Genomic DNA, 19937 nt, shown 5'->3' with positions numbered 1-19937 from the left:
TTTTAAATTTTATGTCAGACGAGAAGATTATTTTTTCGATGGCGGGTGTCAATAAAATCTATCCGCCTCAAAAACAAGTTCTAAAAAATATCTATTTATCTTTTTTCTATGGTGCCAAAATCGGCGTGATCGGTTTGAACGGATCCGGAAAATCTTCACTATTGAAAATTATTGCGGGTTTGGACAAATCTTATCAGGGCGAAGTCGTGTTTTCTCCGGGTTACTCTGTGGGATATTTGGCACAGGAACCCCAATTGGATCTCGAAAAGACCGTTCTTGAAATTGTACAGGAAGGTGTTGCCGAAATCACGGCAACCTTAAAAGAATACGAAGAAATCAATGAGAAATTCGGCTTGCCGGAGGTCTACGAAAATCCAGATGAGATGGATAAACTGTTGACTAGACAGGGCGAATTGCAAGATAAAATCGACGCAACAAATGCCTGGGAAATTGATTCTAAATTGGAAAGAGCAATGGATGCCTTACGTTGTCCGGAACCTGATGCTAAAATTGCCAATTTGTCAGGTGGTGAGCGCAGGCGTGTAGCATTATGTCGCTTATTATTACAAGAACCAGATGTTTTGTTGCTCGATGAGCCGACCAACCACTTGGATGCAGAGTCTATCGACTGGTTAGAGCAACATTTAAAACAATATAAAGGAACCGTTATTGCTGTTACCCACGACCGTTATTTCTTGGATAATGTCGCAGGATGGATCTTAGAACTGGACCGCGGTGAGGGCATTCCATGGAAAGGAAACTATTCCTCTTGGTTAGACCAAAAGGCTAAACGTTTGGCGCAGGAAGAGAAACAGGAAACCAAACGTCAGAAAACATTAGAGCGTGAGCTGGAATGGGTACGTATGGCTCCAAAGGCTCGTCATGCCAAATCTAAAGCCCGCCTTCATAATTATGAGAAATTGGCTTCTGAGGAAACAAAAGAACGCGAAGAGAAATTGGAATTATTTATTCCGCCGGGACCGCGTTTGGGTAACTCTGTCATCGAGGCAACCGATATCTCCAAAGCTTATGGCGACCGTATTTTATTTGAAAATTTAAGTTTCATGTTGCCTCCGGCGGGTATCGTTGGGATCATCGGACCAAATGGCGCGGGTAAAACAACCTTATTCCGTCTGATCACGGGACAGGAGACGCCGGATACGGGATCGTTCAAAGTAGGAGAGACGGTCAAATTGGGGTATGTCGATCAGATGCACCATGACCTTGATCCTGAAAAATCCGTTTGGGAAAATATCACCGGCGGTAACGATAACATGATCCTGGGCAATCGCTCCGTAAATTCCAGAGCTTATGTATCCAAATTTAACTTTAACGGTGCTGACCAACAAAAGAAAGTCGGTGTGCTTTCCGGTGGAGAACGCAACCGTGTCCATTTGGCGATCACGCTAAAGGAAGGATCAAATGTGCTCCTGCTCGATGAGCCGACCAATGACATTGATGTCAATACATTACGTGCTTTAGAGGAAGGTTTGGAGAATTTTGGTGGTTGTGCTGTGGTCATATCCCATGATAGATGGTTTTTAGATCGTATCTGTACGCATATTCTTGCTTTTGAAGGCGATTCTCAGGTTTATTTCTTTGAAGGTAACTATACCGAATATGAAGAAAACCGTAAAAAACGTTTGGGTGATGTAACTCCACATCGCATTAAATACAAAAAATTGGTGAAATAAAAATGATCATGGAAGGCGGAAGGCTTTTGGCGGCCATAATAGACCATGCAATTGATGGAATTATTACCATAGACAACAGGGGGAATGTCGAAAGCATTAACCCTGCTGCCTTAGAATTGTTTGGATATAACGCTGAAGAAGTAATAGGACATAATGTGTCAATGTTAATGCCTGAGCCCGATCGGGGTAATCATGACAACTATATTCATAATTATCAAACCACCGGCCATAAAAAAATTATAGGGATCGGACGCGAGGTGATGGGGCTAAAGAAGAGCGGAAAGACATTTCCGTTTCGCTTGGCAGTGAGCGAAGTCTGGCTTAAAGACAAAAATATTTTTACAGGATTTATCCATGATCTCTCACGTGAAAAGGCTGCAGAAGATATGCTAAAACAGCATGCTGCCGAATTGGAACATAAAGTCAGTGAAAGGACACGTGATTTGATATCACTGGTTTCCGAACTGGAAAAAGCAAAAGCAGAAGTTTCCAAATCTCTGGAAAAAGAAATCGAACTTAACCAGCTTAAATCCCGATTTGTCTCCATGGCTTCACATGAGTTCCGCACACCGCTGAGCTCTGTCCAATTGTCGGCTTCTCTGATTGAAAAATATGCGGATCGCTCCGATGATAAGGCCAGTATTATCAAACATACCAACAAGATCAAAGGAGCAGTGCAGCTTCTCACCAGTATATTGAATGATTTTCTCTCACTGGAAAAATTAGAAGCGGGAATTGTGGTCATGAACAAACAGTATATTAATCTGGTTGAACTGGCGGAAGAAATCACCGAGGAGATGCAATTGATCTGTAAGAAAAATCAGCATATTGTCTACCAACATACGGGGGAAATAGGACATTTTTCGCTGGATCCGAACTTGTTAAAAAATGCGCTGGTGAATTTGATTTCCAACGCCATCAAATATTCGGGTGAAGATACTTTAATAGAATTTACAACCTGTATAGATGATAAGGGCTGCTCGATCTCCGTTAAGGATAATGGTATAGGTATTCCTAAAGAGGATCAAGTGCATTTGTTCGAACCGTTTTTCAGAGCACATAACACCGGAAATATTCCGGGGACTGGACTGGGCTTAAATATCGTAAAAAGGTATATCGAGCTTATGGAGGGTAAAATGGAATTTGTTTCGGAAGTGCATAAGGGAACATCATTTAAAGTCAGTTTTGATAAGATTTAAATTCTATCTGAATCGATGGTGGAGCGATAGGCTTGTCAATCATAAATGGAAAGGATTTGTGTATTCAAATGACTATAAAGACGAAAGAAGAACTGAGTGTAAAAAGTTAATTGAAAGTAATGACAATAGACACTCATCAATAATTATTGAGACATGAACAATAAAAAGACTATTCTAATCATTGAGGATAATATTGACATTAGAGAGGGGACAACTGAGATTTTAGAGTTGACAGGACGGTATGAGGTGATTACAGCTGAGAATGGTCGGGTGGGAGTTGATTTGGCAACTCGACATATTCCTGATTTGATTCTCTGTGATATCATGATGCCAGAATTGGATGGTTATGGTGTACTATTTATGCTGAGCAAGATAGAAAGTACTGCAAAAATTCCTTTTATTTTTCTGACCGCAAAAGCCGAACGCGCAGATATGCGTAAGGCAATGGAGATGGGGGCGGATGATTACCTGACCAAACCTTTTGATGATGTGGAACTGATGAACGCAATTGAGGTTCGTCTGAAAAAGCATGAGCAGTTATCCGCAGATTCGGGTGAGGAGTATGATTTGAACCTAAGTGAAGAGGAACAAGTTTTATTGCTACAGGAATTGCTCGCCAATTCACGTGTGAAAACGGTAAAAAAGAAACAGTCAATCTTTGAGAAAGACGATTCACCTACGTATGTTTATTATGTCAAATCGGGGCAGATTCGTAGCTTTAAGTTGTACAAAGACGGGCGGGAACTATCGACAGGGATTTATATAGAAGGGAATTATTTTGGCTATGCTTCTGTACTGTTGAATGAAAACTATGAAGATTATGCGGAAGCTGTTGAATCCAGCGAAGTTATTTTAATCCCAAAAGACGCCTTTTTGGAGCTCCTATGGAAAAAACCTGCTATAGCTAGCAAATTTATTAAATTACTTTCGGTGGACCTTCGTGAAAAAGAAGAGCAATTGTTGGGCTTCGCATACCATTCTGTCCGCAAACGTGTGGCCAATGCACTGATCAGTGTAGCCGAAAAAAACGGAATCAATATCAATGAGGTCAATGCCTGTACAATTGATATTACCAGAGATGGAATTGCTTCGATAGCAGGTACGGCAAATGAAACAGTTTCACGTATGCTTTCCGATTTTAAAGAGGAAAAGCTGATCTCGAAGGAAAAAGGAAAGATTTACATCAATTCGATCAAAAATCTAAGGGATGTAAAACAATAACAGAAATAAATTGAATAGTCAGTGCGCTTTGCGCTTGCGATACTTAATATCTACAAAAGGGCCTGTCCGAGCAATTCGGACAGGCCCTTTTCCATAATTGTGATATATATCATTGTCAGGTATGGTCATGTATCATGTTTTTGGGCCTAGCGATGATTTACTTTTGTTTTTAGGATAAACTTATATAGGGTTGATTGTAGAATTCAAAATGAAAGTAGTTGTATATAATGTGAGGTCATTTGAAAAAGAGTTTTGGGCATTGGCCAATGCAAAACAGCATGACCTCACCTTGATTTCAAATGGATTAAATCTCGAAACGCAAAATTATGCGCGCGGAAAGGATGCGGTTGTCATCTCTGGGGGAGATATTTTGGATGATAAAATGCTACTTAATTTAAAAAAATTAGGAATTAGTAAGATCATGACAAGAAGTAAGCATACATCGCATATTGATTTGGTCAAAGCGGGTGATTTGAGAATTCAGATTGCCAATGCGCCTTTTGAGGATCAAAGCCCAAAAGGACTGGCAGAACAGACTGTTCGGAATCTCAATCTTTGGGGAATGGAAAAATGTGTCGGTAAAGCGTGCTGTTGCTTGAATGACTGCGCAAAAAAATAACTTTCAATGAGTACACAGGAAAAATCTATGGAGGAATTGGTGCAGAAATACAATGTCGCGGCGCCACGGTATACCAGTTATCCGACAGTTCCATTTTGGGACGAGCGAACATTTTCTACCGAAGCTTGGAAGGATCAAGTATACCATACTTTCCAGCAGTCAAAAGATAAGGGACTGAGCCTATATATCCACCTGCCCTTTTGCGAAAGTCTATGCACATACTGTGGTTGTAATACACGTATCACAAAAAATCATCAGGTTGAGCTGCCTTATATTACGGCGCTCCTGAAGGAGTGGGAGATGTATCGGGCTGTTTTCAAAGGGGAGAAACTGCTCGTCTCAGAAATACATCTGGGCGGCGGCACACCAACTTTTTTTCAGCCGGAAAACTTAAAATTCTTGATTGAGGGGATTCTGAAAGATGTCGATGTCACAGCAGATCGTTCTTTTTCATTTGAGGCACATCCCGCGAATACCAAAACAGAACACTTACAGATTCTTTTCGACCTCGGCTTCCGTCGTCTCAGCTTAGGGATACAGGATTTTGATCCATTGGTGCAGTTTATGATCAATAGGCAGCAGACCTTTGAAGAAGTTGAAGAAGTGATGCTGAATGCAAGAAAGATCGGTTTTGATTCCATTAATTTCGACTTGATTTATGGCTTGCCTAAGCAGACTGAAGCATCTGTGCAGGATACCATTGAAAAATGCATGCTACTGAAGCCAGATCGTATATCTTTTTATAGTTATGCCCATGTTCCTTGGTTGAAGCCGGGACAGCGGCATTATACCGAGGCAGATCTGCCGAAGGGTACTGCTAAATTAGCACTTTATAATCTCGGGAAAAAGCTGATCCTGGCACAGGGATACGCAGATATCGGTATGGACCATTTTTCGAAAAAAGACGATGAACTCTATCTGGCTTTTCAGGAGGAACGCTTGCACCGTAATTTTATGGGTTATGCGGATCGGTTTAACCCTTTATTAATTGGTCTTGGTGTGTCTTCAATCAGTGATGCTTGGGCTGGTTTCGCACAAAATGTGAAAACAGTTGAGGAATATCATAAGCTGATCGCATCGGGTGTGTTGCCCGTAGTGAAAGGACATATCCTTAATGTGGAAGATCTGGTCATAAGACGCTATATCCTCGATATGATGTGTAAAGGTAAAGTGCAATTGGATCCTACATCGGATTTAACCGAACAGATTAAGGAGGAATTGTCCATATTGGTCCAGGACGGCTTGGTTAGCATAGCAGGTGAGCTGATTCAATGCACTGCCGTGGGGCGTTCATTTCTACGGAATATTTGTATGGCTTTTGATCAGCGTTTTTTGAAGCTGCGTACAAAAAAGCAATTATTTAGTGAAGCAATTTAACAGGGATATGCCGGCAATAAAGGAAGAAGTACAACGAATCGAAAAATGTTTCCACTGTGGAGACAAAATCGAAGAAACAGGTTACCGTCTCGATGATCATGATTTTTGCTGCCTCGGATGCCAAACAGTATATCAGGTTTTGCAGGATGGGGGGATGCAACAGTACTACCGCTATAACCAGCATCCGGGGAAATCCAATAAAGAAAAACAAGCGGATTTTTCGTACTTGGATGAACCACAGATTGCTGCTAAATTAGTTGATTTTAAGGATGATAAAATGACTATCATTACTTTTTATATTCCCGCTATCCATTGTAGCTCATGTATTTGGCTATTGGAAAACCTCTATAAGCTAAATCCAAATGTGCTGCAGTCCCGTGTGGACTTTATGAAAAAACAGGCCAGTATTACCTTTAATCATACGTTACTTCCTCTGAAAGATTTAGTTTACCTCTTAGTGAACATTGGCTATGATCCCAAAATTACTTTGCAGGATGTCGTTAAAGAGGGGAATATGAATAACCTGAATCCCTTGGTTGCTAAGATAGCAGTAGCTGGATTCTGTTTTGGAAATTCGATGTTATTTAGTTTCCCGGACTACTTCGGCATGGGGGCATTTGAAAAGCAATATGCGAATTTTTTCGGTTATATCAATTTAGCTTTTGGGTTGCCGGTTTTGTTGTATTGTGCTTCAGATTACTTTAAGTCTGCCTATGTCAGTTTGAAACAAAAAAGATTAAACCTGGATGTTCCGTTGGCCTTGGGAATATTGGTTCTGTTTCTACGTTCGGCCTTTGAGGTGATGACCCAGACAGGAGCCGGTTTTACAGATACTTTGTGTAGTTTGGTGTTCTTTATTCTGATCGGAAAGTGGGTACAGCAACGCACTTATTACCACATTTCTTTTGAAAGGGATTATCGGAGCTATTTCCCCGTTGCGGTAACTGTGCTTACTGAAAATGGGGACAAGCCCGTACAATTGGCGGATATTCGTACTGGCGACCGTATCCTCGTACGCAACAATGAGATTATTCCGGCAGACGCCATATTATTAAAAGGCGATGCAGCAATTGACTTTAGTTTTGTAACCGGCGAATCAAGTCCTGTGAGTAAAACCTTAGGGGAAATTATTTATGCTGGGGGACGTCAGACAGGGGAGGCAATCGAACTGGAGGTCATAAAGCCGATTTCACAGTCGTATCTGACCAAATTATGGAATAATGAAAATTATAAAGATTATGATAAGCACTTTCAGACTTTTGTAAACTTTATAAGTAAATATTTTACTGTTGTTTTATTGGCGATCGCCTTCTTTGCAGCGCTTTATTGGGCTATGAATGGAAGTGCCAATCGGGCCTGGGGAGCTTTTACGGCAGTGCTGATTATTGCGTGCCCTTGCGCATTGGCGTTGAGCTCTCCATTCACCCTATCTGCGGCATTAAGTATTTTCGACCGAAATAAATTTTATGTTAAAAATACCGCTGCAATCGAACAGATGGCCACAATAGATACACTCGTTTTCGACAAAACAGGGACTATTTCTTCGCCCAAAGCAACTTCTATTTATTTTGAGGGAGCACTTACAACGAATGAAAAAAAGCTGCTCAATGCAACATGTCGAAATTCTAGTCATCCGTTAAGCCGTGAGATCGTGAAATGGCTGAATGTGTCATCGGATATTCCGGTGACAAACTTCAAAGAGTTTCCCGGAAAAGGAATGACGGCCGAGCTTGCAGGGCAGGTGGTTAAGATCGGTAGCGCCAATTTTTTGAATATAGGAAACATCAAGACCGACGGATCCGTCGTATTCGTACGCATCGGTGATGAACTGAAAGGATATTTTACCATGGAACAGGCATGGAGAACTGGCTTGTCGGCATTGATCGAAGATTTCAAACCTCGTTACGACCTGCATCTGATATCGGGAGATAATGACCGGCGTCTGGATGCACTAAAATTGATTTTTCCCTCAGCGGCCTGCTTGATGTTTAACCAGTCGCCAATGGAAAAACTGGGGCGCATTCAGAAATTTCAGCAGGAAGGAAAACATGTCTGTATGATCGGTGATGGATTGAATGACGCCGGAGCATTGCGTAAAGCTGATTTGGGAATTGCAGTAAGTGATGATATCAATAACTTTTCGCCCGGATGTGATGCTATTCTTGATGGTGAGTCATTTTCAAAATTATCCGATTTCTTTGCTTTCAGCAAAGATGCTGTAAAGGTAATCCATATGAGCTTTGGGATATCCTTGCTCTATAATATAATCGGGCTGAGTTTTGCCATTCAGGGGATTATGTCGCCCTTATTTGCCGCAATCTTGATGCCGATAAGTACTGTTACGATCATCTCTTTTACCAGCTTAATGACAAGATGGTATGCAAAACGTCATAAACTATAGTTGTTATGGAAATCATGTACATTCTAATCGGTTGTAGTGTCCTATTGGCATTGGTGTTTTTATGCGCTTTTTTCTGGGCGAATAAATCGGGTCAGCACGACGATACTTATACCCCTTCGGTAAGAATTCTGTTTGATGATGAAATAATAGAAGAAGAGGGAAAATAGATTAGTGTTAACTAAAACGTTATCGTAATTAAATCAATTACTTTTTTTTGTAATTAAGGTTATTATCAATAAAATTGGGGATAAATACCAATTTGAAATAGAAATACATGAGTAATAACCCATTTTCATTAAAAGATAAGGTTGTCGTTATCACAGGAGGTACGGGAATTCTAGGCGAGGCATTTGTGGAAGCACTGGCTGAAGCAGAGGCCAAAGTTGCTATTCTTGGACGTAACCAGCAGATCGGAGCTGAGCGTGTGCAGCAGGTGGAATCCCTTGGTGGGGAGGCCATGTTCGTAGAAGTAGATATCATGGACGAACAGGATATCAGCAGAGCAAAGGATGAAATCCTCGATAAATGGGGGCGAATAGACGGTCTGGTGAATGCTGTAGGCGGAAATATCCCAGGTGCAACAATAGGAGCTGATCAAGATCTGTTTGCAAGTAATATTCAGGATACCATCAAAGCGATCGAGCTGAACCTTTATGGAACAATTATTCCTACACATATTATTGGCCGTGTCATAGCGGAAAGCGGAAAGGGAGTAATCGTAAATATTTCCTCCCTGACTGCGAGCAGGCCCTTCACAAGGGTATTAGGATATACGGTGGCTAAACACGGTATTGATGGCTATACAAAGTGGATGGCAACGGAACTTGCGCAGCGTTACGGTGACCAAGTTCGTGTCAATGCAATTGCTCCGGGTGTCTTCCTGACCAAACAAAACAAAAATCTATTAATAAACTCCGACGGTAGCTATAGTGAAAGAACCAAGCGGATACTCAGCGGAACACCTTATAATCGTTTGGGAGATCCGCGGGAATTGAAAGGGACTTTGATCTATTTGTTGAGTGATGCCTCAGCATTTGTAACTGGAGAGACGGTTTTTGTGGATGGCGGCTTTAATGCATGGTGTGGCGTTTAACGAAATTTTGAGATGAATAAATTAGAACAAACATGGCGTTGGTATGGTCCCAACGATCCGGTATCCTTACAGGATGTTAAACAGGCTGGTGCAACGGGTATCGTGACGGCACTACATCATATTCCCCATGGGGAAGTTTGGCCTCTGGCTGATATTCGGGAACGAAAACGTATTATTGAAGATGCGGGCTTAGTTTGGTCGGTGGTGGAGAGCGTGACGGTTCATGAAGAAATTAAAACAAAAGGACCGAAAGTTGATGAGTATATCGCTAAGTATAACCAGACACTAGCTAATCTTGCGGAATGCGGTATTAAAACAATCTGTTACAATTTTATGCCAGTACTGGATTGGACTAGAACGCAACTGGATTTGGTGATGGCAGATGGCTCAAAGGCTCTTTATTTTGACTGGATTGACCTGGCGCTTTTTGATATTTTTATTTTAAAAAGAGTCTCCGCTGAAAAGGATTATACAGAAGATATTGTAAAAAGAGCAACAGCGCGCTTCGATGAAATATCTGAACAACAAAAAGATAGCTTGTCCAATGTTGTGTTGATGGGGATTCCGGGAGAAAAAAGTGTGGAATTGGATGCTTTAAAAGCTAGCATTGATACCTATAAACATATTGGAAGGGATGGCTTGCGTAGCAATCTGGTCTACTTTTTAAACGGAATTTCTGCCGTATGCGAAGCCAATGGCATCCATATGACCATCCATCCGGACGATCCGCCATATCCGATTCTGGGTTTGCCTCGTATAGCGAGCAATGGAGAGGATTTAAACTATATATTGAACGAAGTACCTCAACAATTCAATGGTATTTGTTTTTGTACGGGTTCTTTAGGGGCCAGCCAGACCAATGATTTACCGGCGATATTAGAGCAGGTGAAGGCGCGGGTAAACTTTGTCCATTTGCGGAATGTTAAGAAAGATACCATTGGTAGTTTCTATGAAGCAGACCATCTGGATGGGGATGTGAATATGTATAAGATTATGCAAATTTTAGTCGCGGAGAACCAATTGAGATCTACAGCAATACCTTTTAGACCGGATCATGGACATCAGATGCTGGATGATCTTCATAAAGTGACAAATCCCGGCTATTCTGCTATCGGTCGCTTAAGAGGTTTAGCCGAATTACGGGGATTGGAATATGGAATTGCCGGTGAGTAACCTATGATAATAATCATGGTAATTAATTTTGTCGGTGATAAGATCATAATATGAAAAAATACAGTCAGGAGATAATAGCACAAGCGATATTTTCCGACTGTATTTTTTTCTTTTCCCTCAACGTAAAAGGGAAGGGTTATAACGAAGATTTTCTTACAATAAGTTGTGTCGGAAGTTCAATGGTTTCAAATTCGTGAATTGGTCTTGTCTGATTGATGGTGTCAATCAATTTTTTGGTTGCTATTTCTCCAATTTCAGTTGCGGGTTGCACGACTGTTGACAATGCAGGATTTAATGACGCTGCGATTTGGGTATTGGAGAATCCAATGACAGCGACTTGAGCCGGAACTTCTATCTGAAGTTCTGCCAGAATTCCCAATGTTCTTGTTGTGATAATATCCGTTGCACCAAAAATTGCATCGATATTTTTGTGATCAAGATATTCCTTGATGATAATTTCTTTTATTGTATTGTCCAAATCAACCACGCTGTTAAAACTACATTCAATGTAGTGATTTTCATTAAAAGGAATGCCTGCATCGGAGAGGGCGGCTTTGAAACCATTTAAACGTTCGACTGCAACCCCTAGGTTTTTCCCCGTAATATGTAATATATTTCGTTTTCCTTGTTGAATTAGATGCTGGGTAGCATTGTATGCTCCCTGGAAGTTATTGACCCCTACCTTGAATGTATCCAATTTGTGGTTGATGCGGTCGAAGATGACAACGGGTATTTTAGCTTTAATAAGATCTTTAAGTTCTTCAATATTTGATCCAGACGATACGGGAGCGATCATTAGCCCGTCTATACCACGCATTCTTAATACGTCTATGCAATTTTTTTCGATACGTTCATCCTCCCTGCTTTGCATGAATATAATATCGTAGATGGTTTGTTGGGAGGCGATCTGGATTCCATCGAGAATCTGTGACACGAAGGTATTGCTGATATTGGAAACAATAACTCCAATGGTATTTGATTTTCCAATTTTTAAACTCCTTGCTAATTTATTGGGATGGAAATTATGTTTCTTGGCATAATCCTGAACCAATTTTTTCGTTGCTTCACTGATTTCGTAGCTGTCTGATAGCGCTTTGGAAACGGTGGAAACAGAAATGTTGAGTTCTAAAGCTATATCTTTCAGGGTAGTTCTGCTCATCACGTTGGAGGTTATTATGAGAAGATAAATCTACATAAAAAAATATACAAACAAACTTTTTTTGATAATTATCCAGGGCTAACGCATTAAAAATAAAAAATTCAGGAGAGTTTCCACATTTTTAGGTTTTCGATGTTGGTAATATGTGTTTCGTTAATGCTCTGATGGAGGTATCTTTGTTCCATCATGTTAGAGAAAAAGAGTACCCTCCATCACTATTTTGAACAGTTTCCCGACCACCGGATTAGCCGGAACAAGAAGCATCTTTTGAGTGACATCATCATTCTGTCGATCCTTGGTGTACTTTGTGGTGCTGAATCCTGGGATTCCATTGAGGCTTTCGGTAAAACCAAGCTTGGTTTTCTCAAAGGTTTTCTCAAACTGCCTCATGGGATTCCCTCACACGACACGATCAATCGTGTCTTTAGCGGTCTTCGGCCCAAGTTGTTTGAAAAAATGTTCGTAGAATGGGCAGGTAGCCTGAAGAATGAGTCGATCAAAAAGGAGGTCATCAGTATAGATGGGAAGAGCATTAGGGGTTCAAGGGATAGTTTTCATTCCCAGAGTCCAATACACATGGTGAGCGCATGGGCATCCAGTAATGAGCTGGTATTGGGACAATTGAAAGTCTCTGATAAGAGCAACGAGATCACCGCAATCCCCCTTTTATTGGAACTGCTGGACATAGAAGGGAGTATCGTGACCATAGATGCTATGGGTACCCAAGTCGATATTGCACAGAAGATCGTAGAGAACAAGGCGGATTATATCCTATCGGTCAAGGGAAACCAACAGGAACTATTGGATCAGATAAAGGGTCGATTTGAAAACCAGCTTCCAGCAGACGCAGATCTCGCCCAGGAGAAAGGGCACGGACGCATAGAAAGCCGTAAATGCGAGGTGATCACCGACCTTACCTTCATAGACAACAGTATTTCATGGGCTTCAATAAAATCGGTGGTACGCATAAGTTCCACAAGGGAGATAGGAAACAAGGTGACCACAGAACAGCGCTATTATATCAGCAGCTTGAATGAAAAAGCTGCACATTTCAATAGTTATATCAGGTTACACTGGGGCGTGGAAAACAAGTTGCACTGGTCACTGGATATGATATTTAATGAGGACAGGCAAAGAAAGAGAACAAAGAATGCCGCCGACAACTTCTCATATATTAGAAAAATAGGACTCAATCTGCTCAAAAAGGATACATCAAAGGGCTCATTGGTCACAAAGAGACTCAAAGCGGGATGGGATGATAAGTATCTAATGCAAATTTTTAATCAAATTTAAATGCGTTGACCCTGGATAATTATCCAAGATTTATGTTGTAACAATAATGTAGTCCGCTTTATAGCATTTTTATGTTTAACAAGTGCAATTTTTGAGTGCTTTTACTTCAAAAAACTACGTTTCTATCCAATGACTTGGTGTTTGATCTATTTTGGCGTTCTTTCGGCGTCGATTCGAGATCCCCTCGAGATCCCCTTGGAATGGGCTCGGGCTTAAAGGAGTAGGAGCGCAGATGTTAGCATGGTTCAACTGGGCTGCTACTGCTGTTCTAGCGAGTTAGGCTCGGATTCACTACGGATATATGCCACCACTAGCCTCATAGTCTGGTTATTAGCAAGACTGGTTTATGCCTAACCCATCTCTATTGTTTACCTATACAAACAGCAGACAATGAGGGAAAAGGTAGGTAAACGTAGAGAAAAGCCGGGGAGATGGCAAGAAGGTAAGAAAAAACCCCCGGAAAAAGGATGTTTTTGGCTGCAGAGATACCTGGTCTGGTATTTTTTAAAGATAAGTCCAATATTAAAGTAGTAGTAACCTACTATTAGGTTAGGATTTAGTTAGGTATTCATTAGCTTTTACCTAAAGAATACCTAAACTAAACCTAAACAAAACCTAAGTAAACCCTAACTAAACATTGGATCTGTATCGGCATTGCTGTTGCTGCTTCTGCCTTGTTTTTATATGACCCCTGCGGACTGCCCGGCTGCGGTTTTTATACCTGCACATGATTCGGTCTCCCTGACCGGGGTGATCCGGCTCATTGGGAGTTTTCCGGTTCTGGTCTTTTGTCTATCCGGCCGGGGTGCTCTTCAGTTCCCCTAGAAGTCTACTGCTATCTGATCCCAGACCTTGCATCGCTGACCTTTCCGATCCACCGTCTCCGCACCTGTGCTCGATTCCCTTTTCTTTTCCACGGCATCCGCCGCGCCTGAGTTCCGATTTCCGTTCCGGAAAGGACCCGAAATCCTCCGTCAGGGCGTCGGAATACTGTAAATAACGGTAAACCCATGCCCATATGGTTATTTTTGCATTGCCATGTCCTTTCTCCGGTACACGATTCTCCATTTTAGGCTTCCTGAACCCTGTTCTGCAAAAACAATCAGCCAGATGTCCAGCCAGTTAGGGTGATATCAAAAGAAAATAAAACAAAAGGCTTGGAAGTTTGTTAGTAATCTCCCTATCTTTGCACCACTCCGCAAGGGAGGAACGGTTGCTTCGAAAGAGGGAGCCAATGAAAAAAGAAGGGTTTAACGGGAGTTAAGCGCAGAAATTGGAAAAGAAAAAGAAAAAAAACTTCAAAAGTTTTTTGGAAGTTCAAAAAAGATTTCTACCTTTGCAGTCCCAACGGAAACGGAGGGAAACATAAAAAGATAAAGACGGGCCTGGTGCCCATCGGAATATAGCGGATACGGAAGTTGAAGCGCAGAAGTTCTTTAAGAAAACACAATCATGTAAGCGTGACGAGTAGGAGACGAAAGTCATGAACAAATTCAAGAATTGGTTCAATTCGGTCCAAGATCAGAGATATAAAAAAAGAATTCTGATTATGTAAATAGTTGGAATCAAAAACTTCATTTTACAATGGAGAGTTTGATCCTGGCTCAGGATGAACGCTAGCGGCAGGCCTAATACATGCAAGTCGGACGGGATCCATCAGAGAGCTTGCTCGAAGATGGTGAGAGTGGCGCACGGGTGCGTAACGCGTGAGCAACCTACCTCTATCAGGGGGATAGCCTCTCGAAAGAGAGATTAACACCGCATAATATAACTATTCGGCATCGTCTGGTTATTAAATATTTATAGGATAGAGATGGGCTCGCGTGACATTAGCTGGTTGGTAAGGTAACGGCTTACCAAGGCGACGATGTCTAGGGGCTCTGAGAGGAGAATCCCCCACACTGGTACTGAGACACGGACCAGACTCCTACGGGAGGCAGCAGTAAGGAATATTGGTCAATGGGCGGAAGCCTGAACCAGCCATGCCGCGTGCAGGATGACTGCCCTATGGGTTGTAAACTGCTTTTGTCCGGGAATAAACCCAGGTACGTGTACCTGGCTGAATGTACCGGAAGAATAAGGATCGGCTAACTCCGTGCCAGCAGCCGCGGTAATACGGAGGATCCGAGCGTTATCCGGATTTATTGGGTTTAAAGGGTGCGTAGGCGGCCCATTAAGTCAGGGGTGAAATACGGTGGCTCAACCATCGCAGTGCCTTTGATACTGATGGGCTTGAATCCATTTGAAGTGGGCGGAATAAGACAAGTAGCGGTGAAATGCATAGATATGTCTTAGAACTCCGATTGCGAAGGCAGCTCACTAAGCTGGTATTGACGCTGATGCACGAAAGCGTGGGGATCGAACAGGATTAGATACCCTGGTAGTCCACGCCCTAAACGATGATAACTCGATGTTGGCGATAGACAGCCAGCGTCCCAGCGAAAGCGTTAAGTTATCCACCTGGGGAGTACGCCCGCAAGGGTGAAACTCAAAGGAATTGACGGGGGCCCGCACAAGCGGAGGAGCATGTGGTTTAATTCGATGATACGCGAGGAACCTTACCCGGGCTTGAAAGTTAGTGAAGGATGCAGAGACGCATCCGTCCTTCGGGACACGAAACTAGGTGCTGCATGGCTGTCGTCAGCTCGTGCCGTGAGGTGTTGGGTTAAGTCCCGCAACGAGCGCAACCCCTATGTTTAGTTGCCAGCATGTAATGGTGGGGACTCTAAACAGACTGCCTGTGCAAACAGTGAGGAAGGTGGGGACGACGTCAAGTCATCATGGCCCTTACGTCCGGGGCTACACACGTGCTACAATGGATGGTACAGCGGGCAGCTACATAGCAATATGATGCTAATCTCTAAAAGCCATTCACAGTTCGGATTGGGGTCTGCAACTCGACCCCATGAAGTTGGATTCGCTAGTAATCGCGTATCAGCAATGACGCGGTGAATACGTTCCCGGGCCTTGTACACACCGCCCGTCAAGCCATGAAAGTTGGGGGTACCTAAAGCATGTGACCGCAAGGAGCGTGTTAGGGTAAAACCGATAATTGGGGCTAAGTCGTAACAAGGTAGCCGTACCGGAAGGTGCGGCTGGAATACCTCCTTTCTAGAGTATCGCGGACCGGTGCTCGTCACGTTACATATGATTGCAAAAGAAGAAAAACATCAGAAGAAAGTGCCCGCCCCTTATGGAGCGGTCCCTGAGAGAGAAGAGATGAACAGAATAGCTAGTCCCGTAGCTCAGTTGGTTAGAGCACTACACTGATAATGTAGGGGTCAGCAGTTCAAATCTGCTCGGGACTACTTGATAGAGTATTTAGTAGGAAGTATTTAGTATTTAGAGAAATGCATGGCGACATACCATGATCTAGCTACTAAAGTCTAACATCTAACTACTTAAAAAAAGGGGAATTAGCTCAGCTGGCTAGAGCACCTGCCTTGCACGCAGGGGGTCAACGGTTCGAATCCGTTATTCTCCACGTTCTTAGTAGTACCAAGTATTTAGTATATAGTATTTAGAGATGATATGGCGACATATAAAAATCTTGATACTGCTATCTAACTACTCACTACTAAAAAAAGAGTTCTTTGACATATTGAAAGAGAAAAAAAATTACAAGAGAAGACAACAGTATAGAGACAATGCTTGTATGTGTTTGATGTGATGAGGAGACCCTCGGTCAAGGCCGAACGAATCATTGCGTAGCATACGGGTATATATATCAAAAGCAGCCGCATAGTGGCAAAAGGCTATGTCGGTGAAGAAAGTAAATAAGGGCACACGGGGGATGCCTAGGCTCTCAGAGGCGAAGAAGGACGTGATAAGCTGCGATAAGCTACGGGGATCGGCAAATGCGACTTGATCCGTAGATTTCCGAATGGGGCAACCTGGCTATTTGAAGAATAGCCGTATAAAACGCGAACGCGCTGAACTGAAACATCTAAGTAGGCGTAGGAGAAGAAAATAACAATGATTTCCCAAGTAGTGGCGAGCGAACGGGAAAGAGCCCAAACCGATTATGTTACGGCATAGTCGGGGTTGTAGGACCACGATATTGTACAATGCTATGAACTGGAAGCAGGTGGGAAACTGCGCGACAAGGGTGAGAGCCCCGTACAGGCAAAGAATATTGGCATAGTGGTATCCTGAGTACCGCGGGACCGGAGAAATCCTGTGGGAATCCACCAGCACCATCTGGTAAGGCTAAATACTCCTGAGAGACCGATAGTGAACCAGTACCGTGAGGGAAAGGTGAAAAGAACCCCGAACAGGGGAGTGAAAAGAACCTGAAACCGTGTGCTTACAAGCGGTTGGAGCAGAGAGATTCTGTGACAGCGTGCCTTTTGCATAATGAGCCTACGAGTTACTCTTGTCTGGCAAGGTTAAGTCCTTCAGGGACGCAGCCGAAGCGAAAGCGAGTCTTAATAGGGCGCATAGTCAGATGAGGTAGACGCGAAACCTTGTGATCTACCCTTGGGCAGGTTGAAGTTGCAGTAACATGTAATGGAGGACCGAACCGATAAACGTTGAAAAGTTTCCGGATGACCTGAGGGTAGGGGTGAAAGGCCAATCAAACTGGGAAATAGCTCGTACTCCCCGAAATGTTTTTAGGAACAGCGTCGGCATGGAGTCTGATAGAGGTAGAGCTACCGATTGGGTGCGGGGGAGTCAAATCCTACCAAATCCAGACGAACTCCGAATGCTATCAGATATGGCCGGCAGTGAGGCTTTGGGTGCTAAGGTCCAAGGCCGAGAGGGAAAGAACCCAGACCATCAGCTAAGGTCCCCAAATTCGTTCTAAGTTGAACTAACGAGGTCCGGTTGCCCAGACAGCTAGGATGTTGGCTTGGAAGCAGCCATTCATTTAAAGAGTGCGTAACAGCTCACTAGTCGAGCGGCCGGGCGTGGATAATAAACGGGCATCAAGAACGGTACCGAAGCTATGGATTTGCATTGAAAGATATGCATCTGGTAGGGGAGCATTCCATATGGGGCGAAGATACCTGGTAATGGGTGTTGGACCGTATGGAAAAGCAAATGTAGGCATAAGTAACGATAAGGCGGGTGGGAAACCCGCCCACCGAAAGACCAAGGTTTCCTGATCAACGTTAATCGGATCAGGGTCAGTCGGGACCTAAGGCGCACCCGAAGGGGGCAAGCCGATGGACAACTGGTTAATATTCCAGTACTCTTCATAACTGCGATGTGGTGACGGAGTAGTGACACTGCCGCGAACTGACGGAATAGTTCGTTGAAAGGCGTAGGTATTGGGGTTGTAGGCAAATCCGCAACTCTAGCTGAAACCCAATAGTACAGCAAAGCTCCGGTGGCGCTGATAGAGCAGGTAAACAGACTTCCAAGAAAACCCGCTAAGCTTCAGGTTATGAAGACCCGTACCGCAAACCGACACAGGTGGTCGAGGAGAGAATCCTAAGGTGCTCGAGTGAGTCATGGCTAAGGAACTCGGCAAAATGGCCCTGTAACTTCGGGAGAAGGGGCGCTGTCTCAGCGATGAGCAGCCGCAGTGAAAAGGCCCAGGCGACTGTTTAACAAAAACATATGGCTTTGCAAAATCGCAAGATGAGGTATAAGGCCTGACACCTGCCCGGTGCTGGAAGGTTAAGAGGGGATGTCATCGCAAGAGAAGCATTGAATCGAAGCCCCAGTAAACGGCGGCCGTAACTATAACGGTCCTAAGGTAGCGAAATTCCTTGTCGGGTAAGTTCCGACCTGCACGAATGGTGTAACGATCTGGGCGCTGTCTCAGCCATGAGCTCGGTGAAATTGTGGTATCGGTGAAGACGCCGATTACCCGCAACGGGACGGAAAGACCCCATGCACCTTCACTATAGCTTAACATTGAGATTGGGTACAGGATGTGTAGGATAGGCGGGAGATGTTGAAGCGGCTTCGCCAGGAGTCGTGGAATCAACCTTGAAATACCGCCCTTTCTGTATCCGGTTTCTAACTCTTTATGAGGACATTGTTTGGTGGGTAGTTTGACTGGGGTGGTCGCCTCCAAAAAGGTAACGGAGGCTTTCAAAGGTAAGCTCAGTACGCTTGGTAACCGTACGCGGAGTGCAATGGCATAAGCTTGCTTGACTGTGAGACCGACAAGTCGAACAGGGTCGAAAGACGGACATAGTGATCCGGTGGTTCTGTATGGAAGGGCCATCGCTCAAAGGATAAAAGGTACGCTGGGGATAACAGGCTGATCTCCCCCAAGAGCTCATATCGACGGGGAGGTTTGGCACCTCGATGTCGGCTCGTCACATCCTGGGGCTGGAGAAGGTCCCAAGGGTTGGGCTGTTCGCCCATTAAAGTGGCACGCGAGCTGGGTTCAGAACGTCGCGAGACAGTTCGGTCCCTATCTGTTGTGGGCGTTGGAAGTTTGAGTGGATCTGACCTTAGTACGAGAGGACCGGGTTGGACAGACCTCTGGTGAACCTGTTATGCCGCCAGGTGTACGGCAGGGTAGCTACGTCTGGAATAGATAAGCGCTGAAAGCATCTAAGTGCGAAACTAGCCACGAGATGAGACTTCCTTATAGGGTCGTAGGAGATGACTACGTTGATAGGCCATAGGTGTAAAGGTTGAGAGACCAGAGCCAAGTGGTACTAATAGCCCGAAGCTTTCTCAAGCAGACAGACACTGTTGTCTTCCTCTTTAATTTTTGAAACGAAAAGAATAACAAAAAGAAAC

Annotated in this window: 12 protein-coding genes, 2 tRNA genes and 2 rRNA genes; 14 read left to right on the top strand and 2 right to left on the bottom strand. The window is 43.5% G+C overall.

Annotated elements, in window-relative coordinates:
- Positions 1-11 precede the first annotated feature (11 nt).
- From ettA to uxuA, 9 genes are all read left to right on the top strand, one after another.
- Positions 12-1694, top strand: coding sequence for an energy-dependent translational throttle protein EttA (gene ettA, locus G6053_RS21260; RefSeq protein ID WP_165308343.1), 1683 nt, complete (start codon positions 12-14; stop codon positions 1692-1694).
- A gap of 8 nt (positions 1695-1702) precedes the next feature.
- On the top strand, positions 1703-2893 hold the full coding sequence (locus G6053_RS21255; RefSeq protein ID WP_165309704.1) for a PAS domain-containing sensor histidine kinase: 1191 nt from the start codon (positions 1703-1705) through the stop codon (positions 2891-2893).
- 153 nt (positions 2894-3046) lie between these two features.
- Positions 3047-4114, top strand: a complete 1068-nt coding sequence (locus tag G6053_RS21250) for a response regulator (protein ID WP_165308341.1) — start codon at positions 3047-3049, stop codon at positions 4112-4114.
- A 208-nt stretch (positions 4115-4322) separates the two neighbouring features.
- A complete protein-coding gene (locus G6053_RS21245) occupies positions 4323-4733 on the top strand; it encodes a lactate dehydrogenase (RefSeq protein WP_108635805.1) in 411 nt (136 codons plus the stop codon).
- A 6-nt stretch (positions 4734-4739) separates the two neighbouring features.
- Positions 4740-6110, top strand: coding sequence for an oxygen-independent coproporphyrinogen III oxidase (hemN, locus tag G6053_RS21240; protein ID WP_241254791.1), 1371 nt, complete (start codon positions 4740-4742; stop codon positions 6108-6110).
- The gene (locus G6053_RS21235; RefSeq protein ID WP_346774510.1) at positions 6097-8511 is read left to right on the top strand and encodes a heavy metal translocating P-type ATPase metal-binding domain-containing protein; all 2415 of its coding nucleotides are present in this window, start codon (positions 6097-6099) and stop codon (positions 8509-8511) included. The genes hemN and G6053_RS21235 overlap by 14 nt, the downstream gene beginning before the upstream one ends.
- 5 nt (positions 8512-8516) lie before the next feature.
- Positions 8517-8678 (top strand): cbb3-type cytochrome oxidase assembly protein CcoS, encoded by a 162-nt coding sequence (ccoS, locus tag G6053_RS21230; protein WP_121127391.1) that lies wholly within the window; start codon positions 8517-8519, stop codon positions 8676-8678.
- A 107-nt stretch (positions 8679-8785) separates the two neighbouring features.
- Entirely contained in the window at positions 8786-9604 is an 819-nt protein-coding gene (locus G6053_RS21225) for an SDR family oxidoreductase (protein WP_108635808.1), read from the top strand.
- A 12-nt stretch (positions 9605-9616) separates the two neighbouring features.
- Positions 9617-10777 (top strand): mannonate dehydratase, encoded by a 1161-nt coding sequence (gene uxuA, locus G6053_RS21220; RefSeq protein WP_165308339.1) that lies wholly within the window; start codon positions 9617-9619, stop codon positions 10775-10777.
- A 136-nt stretch (positions 10778-10913) separates the two neighbouring features.
- On the opposite strand, the gene G6053_RS21215 is transcribed toward uxuA, so the two are convergent.
- A complete protein-coding gene (locus G6053_RS21215; RefSeq protein ID WP_108635810.1) occupies positions 10914-11936 on the bottom strand; it encodes a LacI family DNA-binding transcriptional regulator in 1023 nt (340 codons plus the stop codon).
- 186 nt (positions 11937-12122) lie between these two features.
- Here G6053_RS21215 and G6053_RS21210 point away from each other — a divergent pair, with 186 nt between their 5' ends.
- A complete protein-coding gene (locus G6053_RS21210; RefSeq protein ID WP_165306649.1) occupies positions 12123-13229 on the top strand; it encodes an ISAs1 family transposase in 1107 nt (368 codons plus the stop codon).
- A gap of 792 nt (positions 13230-14021) precedes the next feature.
- Here the strand turns inward: G6053_RS21210 and G6053_RS21205 are convergent.
- The gene (locus tag G6053_RS21205) at positions 14022-14297 is read right to left on the bottom strand and encodes a hypothetical protein (RefSeq protein WP_165308337.1); all 276 of its coding nucleotides are present in this window, start codon (positions 14295-14297) and stop codon (positions 14022-14024) included.
- A 513-nt stretch (positions 14298-14810) separates the two neighbouring features.
- Here G6053_RS21205 and G6053_RS21200 point away from each other — a divergent pair.
- From G6053_RS21200 to G6053_RS21185, 4 genes are all read left to right on the top strand, one after another.
- Positions 14811-16340: ribosomal RNA gene (locus tag G6053_RS21200) — 16S ribosomal RNA — on the top strand.
- A gap of 123 nt (positions 16341-16463) precedes the next feature.
- Positions 16464-16537: transfer RNA gene (locus tag G6053_RS21195), tRNA-Ile, on the top strand.
- A 102-nt stretch (positions 16538-16639) separates the two neighbouring features.
- Positions 16640-16713 (top strand) — tRNA-Ala (locus G6053_RS21190).
- Positions 16714-16995: 282 nt separating this feature from the next.
- A 23S ribosomal RNA gene (locus tag G6053_RS21185) occupies positions 16996-19875 on the top strand.
- Together the 16S and 23S rRNA genes with 2 tRNA genes alongside form the textbook arrangement of a ribosomal RNA operon.
- Positions 19876-19937 lie beyond the last annotated feature (62 nt).

The organism is Sphingobacterium sp. DR205 (assembly GCF_011064245.1).
In the GTDB taxonomy this organism is placed as follows: Bacteria; Bacteroidota; Bacteroidia; order Sphingobacteriales; family Sphingobacteriaceae; genus Sphingobacterium; species Sphingobacterium athyrii.
This window is presented reverse-complemented; position numbering and strand designations above follow the sequence as displayed.

Excerpts from the sequence above, each read along its gene's own strand:
- G6053_RS21210 (WP_165306649.1), top strand. The coding sequence starts at position 12,123 with ATGTTAGAGAAAAAGAGTACCCTCCATCACTATTTTGAACAGTTTCCC.
- G6053_RS21215 (WP_108635810.1), bottom strand. The coding sequence starts at position 11,936 with ATGAGCAGAACTACCCTGAAAGATATAGCTTTAGAACTCAACATTTCT.
- G6053_RS21245 (WP_108635805.1), top strand. The coding sequence starts at position 4,323 with ATGAAAGTAGTTGTATATAATGTGAGGTCATTTGAAAAAGAGTTTTGG.
- G6053_RS21205 (WP_165308337.1), bottom strand. The coding sequence starts at position 14,297 with ATGGAGAATCGTGTACCGGAGAAAGGACATGGCAATGCAAAAATAACC.
- G6053_RS21225 (WP_108635808.1), top strand. The coding sequence starts at position 8,786 with ATGAGTAATAACCCATTTTCATTAAAAGATAAGGTTGTCGTTATCACA.
- uxuA (WP_165308339.1), top strand. The coding sequence starts at position 9,617 with ATGAATAAATTAGAACAAACATGGCGTTGGTATGGTCCCAACGATCCG.
- ccoS (WP_121127391.1), top strand. The coding sequence starts at position 8,517 with ATGGAAATCATGTACATTCTAATCGGTTGTAGTGTCCTATTGGCATTG.
- hemN (WP_241254791.1), top strand. The coding sequence starts at position 4,740 with ATGAGTACACAGGAAAAATCTATGGAGGAATTGGTGCAGAAATACAAT.
- G6053_RS21255 (WP_165309704.1), top strand. The coding sequence starts at position 1,703 with ATGGAAGGCGGAAGGCTTTTGGCGGCCATAATAGACCATGCAATTGAT.
- ettA (WP_165308343.1), top strand. The coding sequence starts at position 12 with ATGTCAGACGAGAAGATTATTTTTTCGATGGCGGGTGTCAATAAAATC.
- G6053_RS21250 (WP_165308341.1), top strand. The coding sequence starts at position 3,047 with ATGAACAATAAAAAGACTATTCTAATCATTGAGGATAATATTGACATT.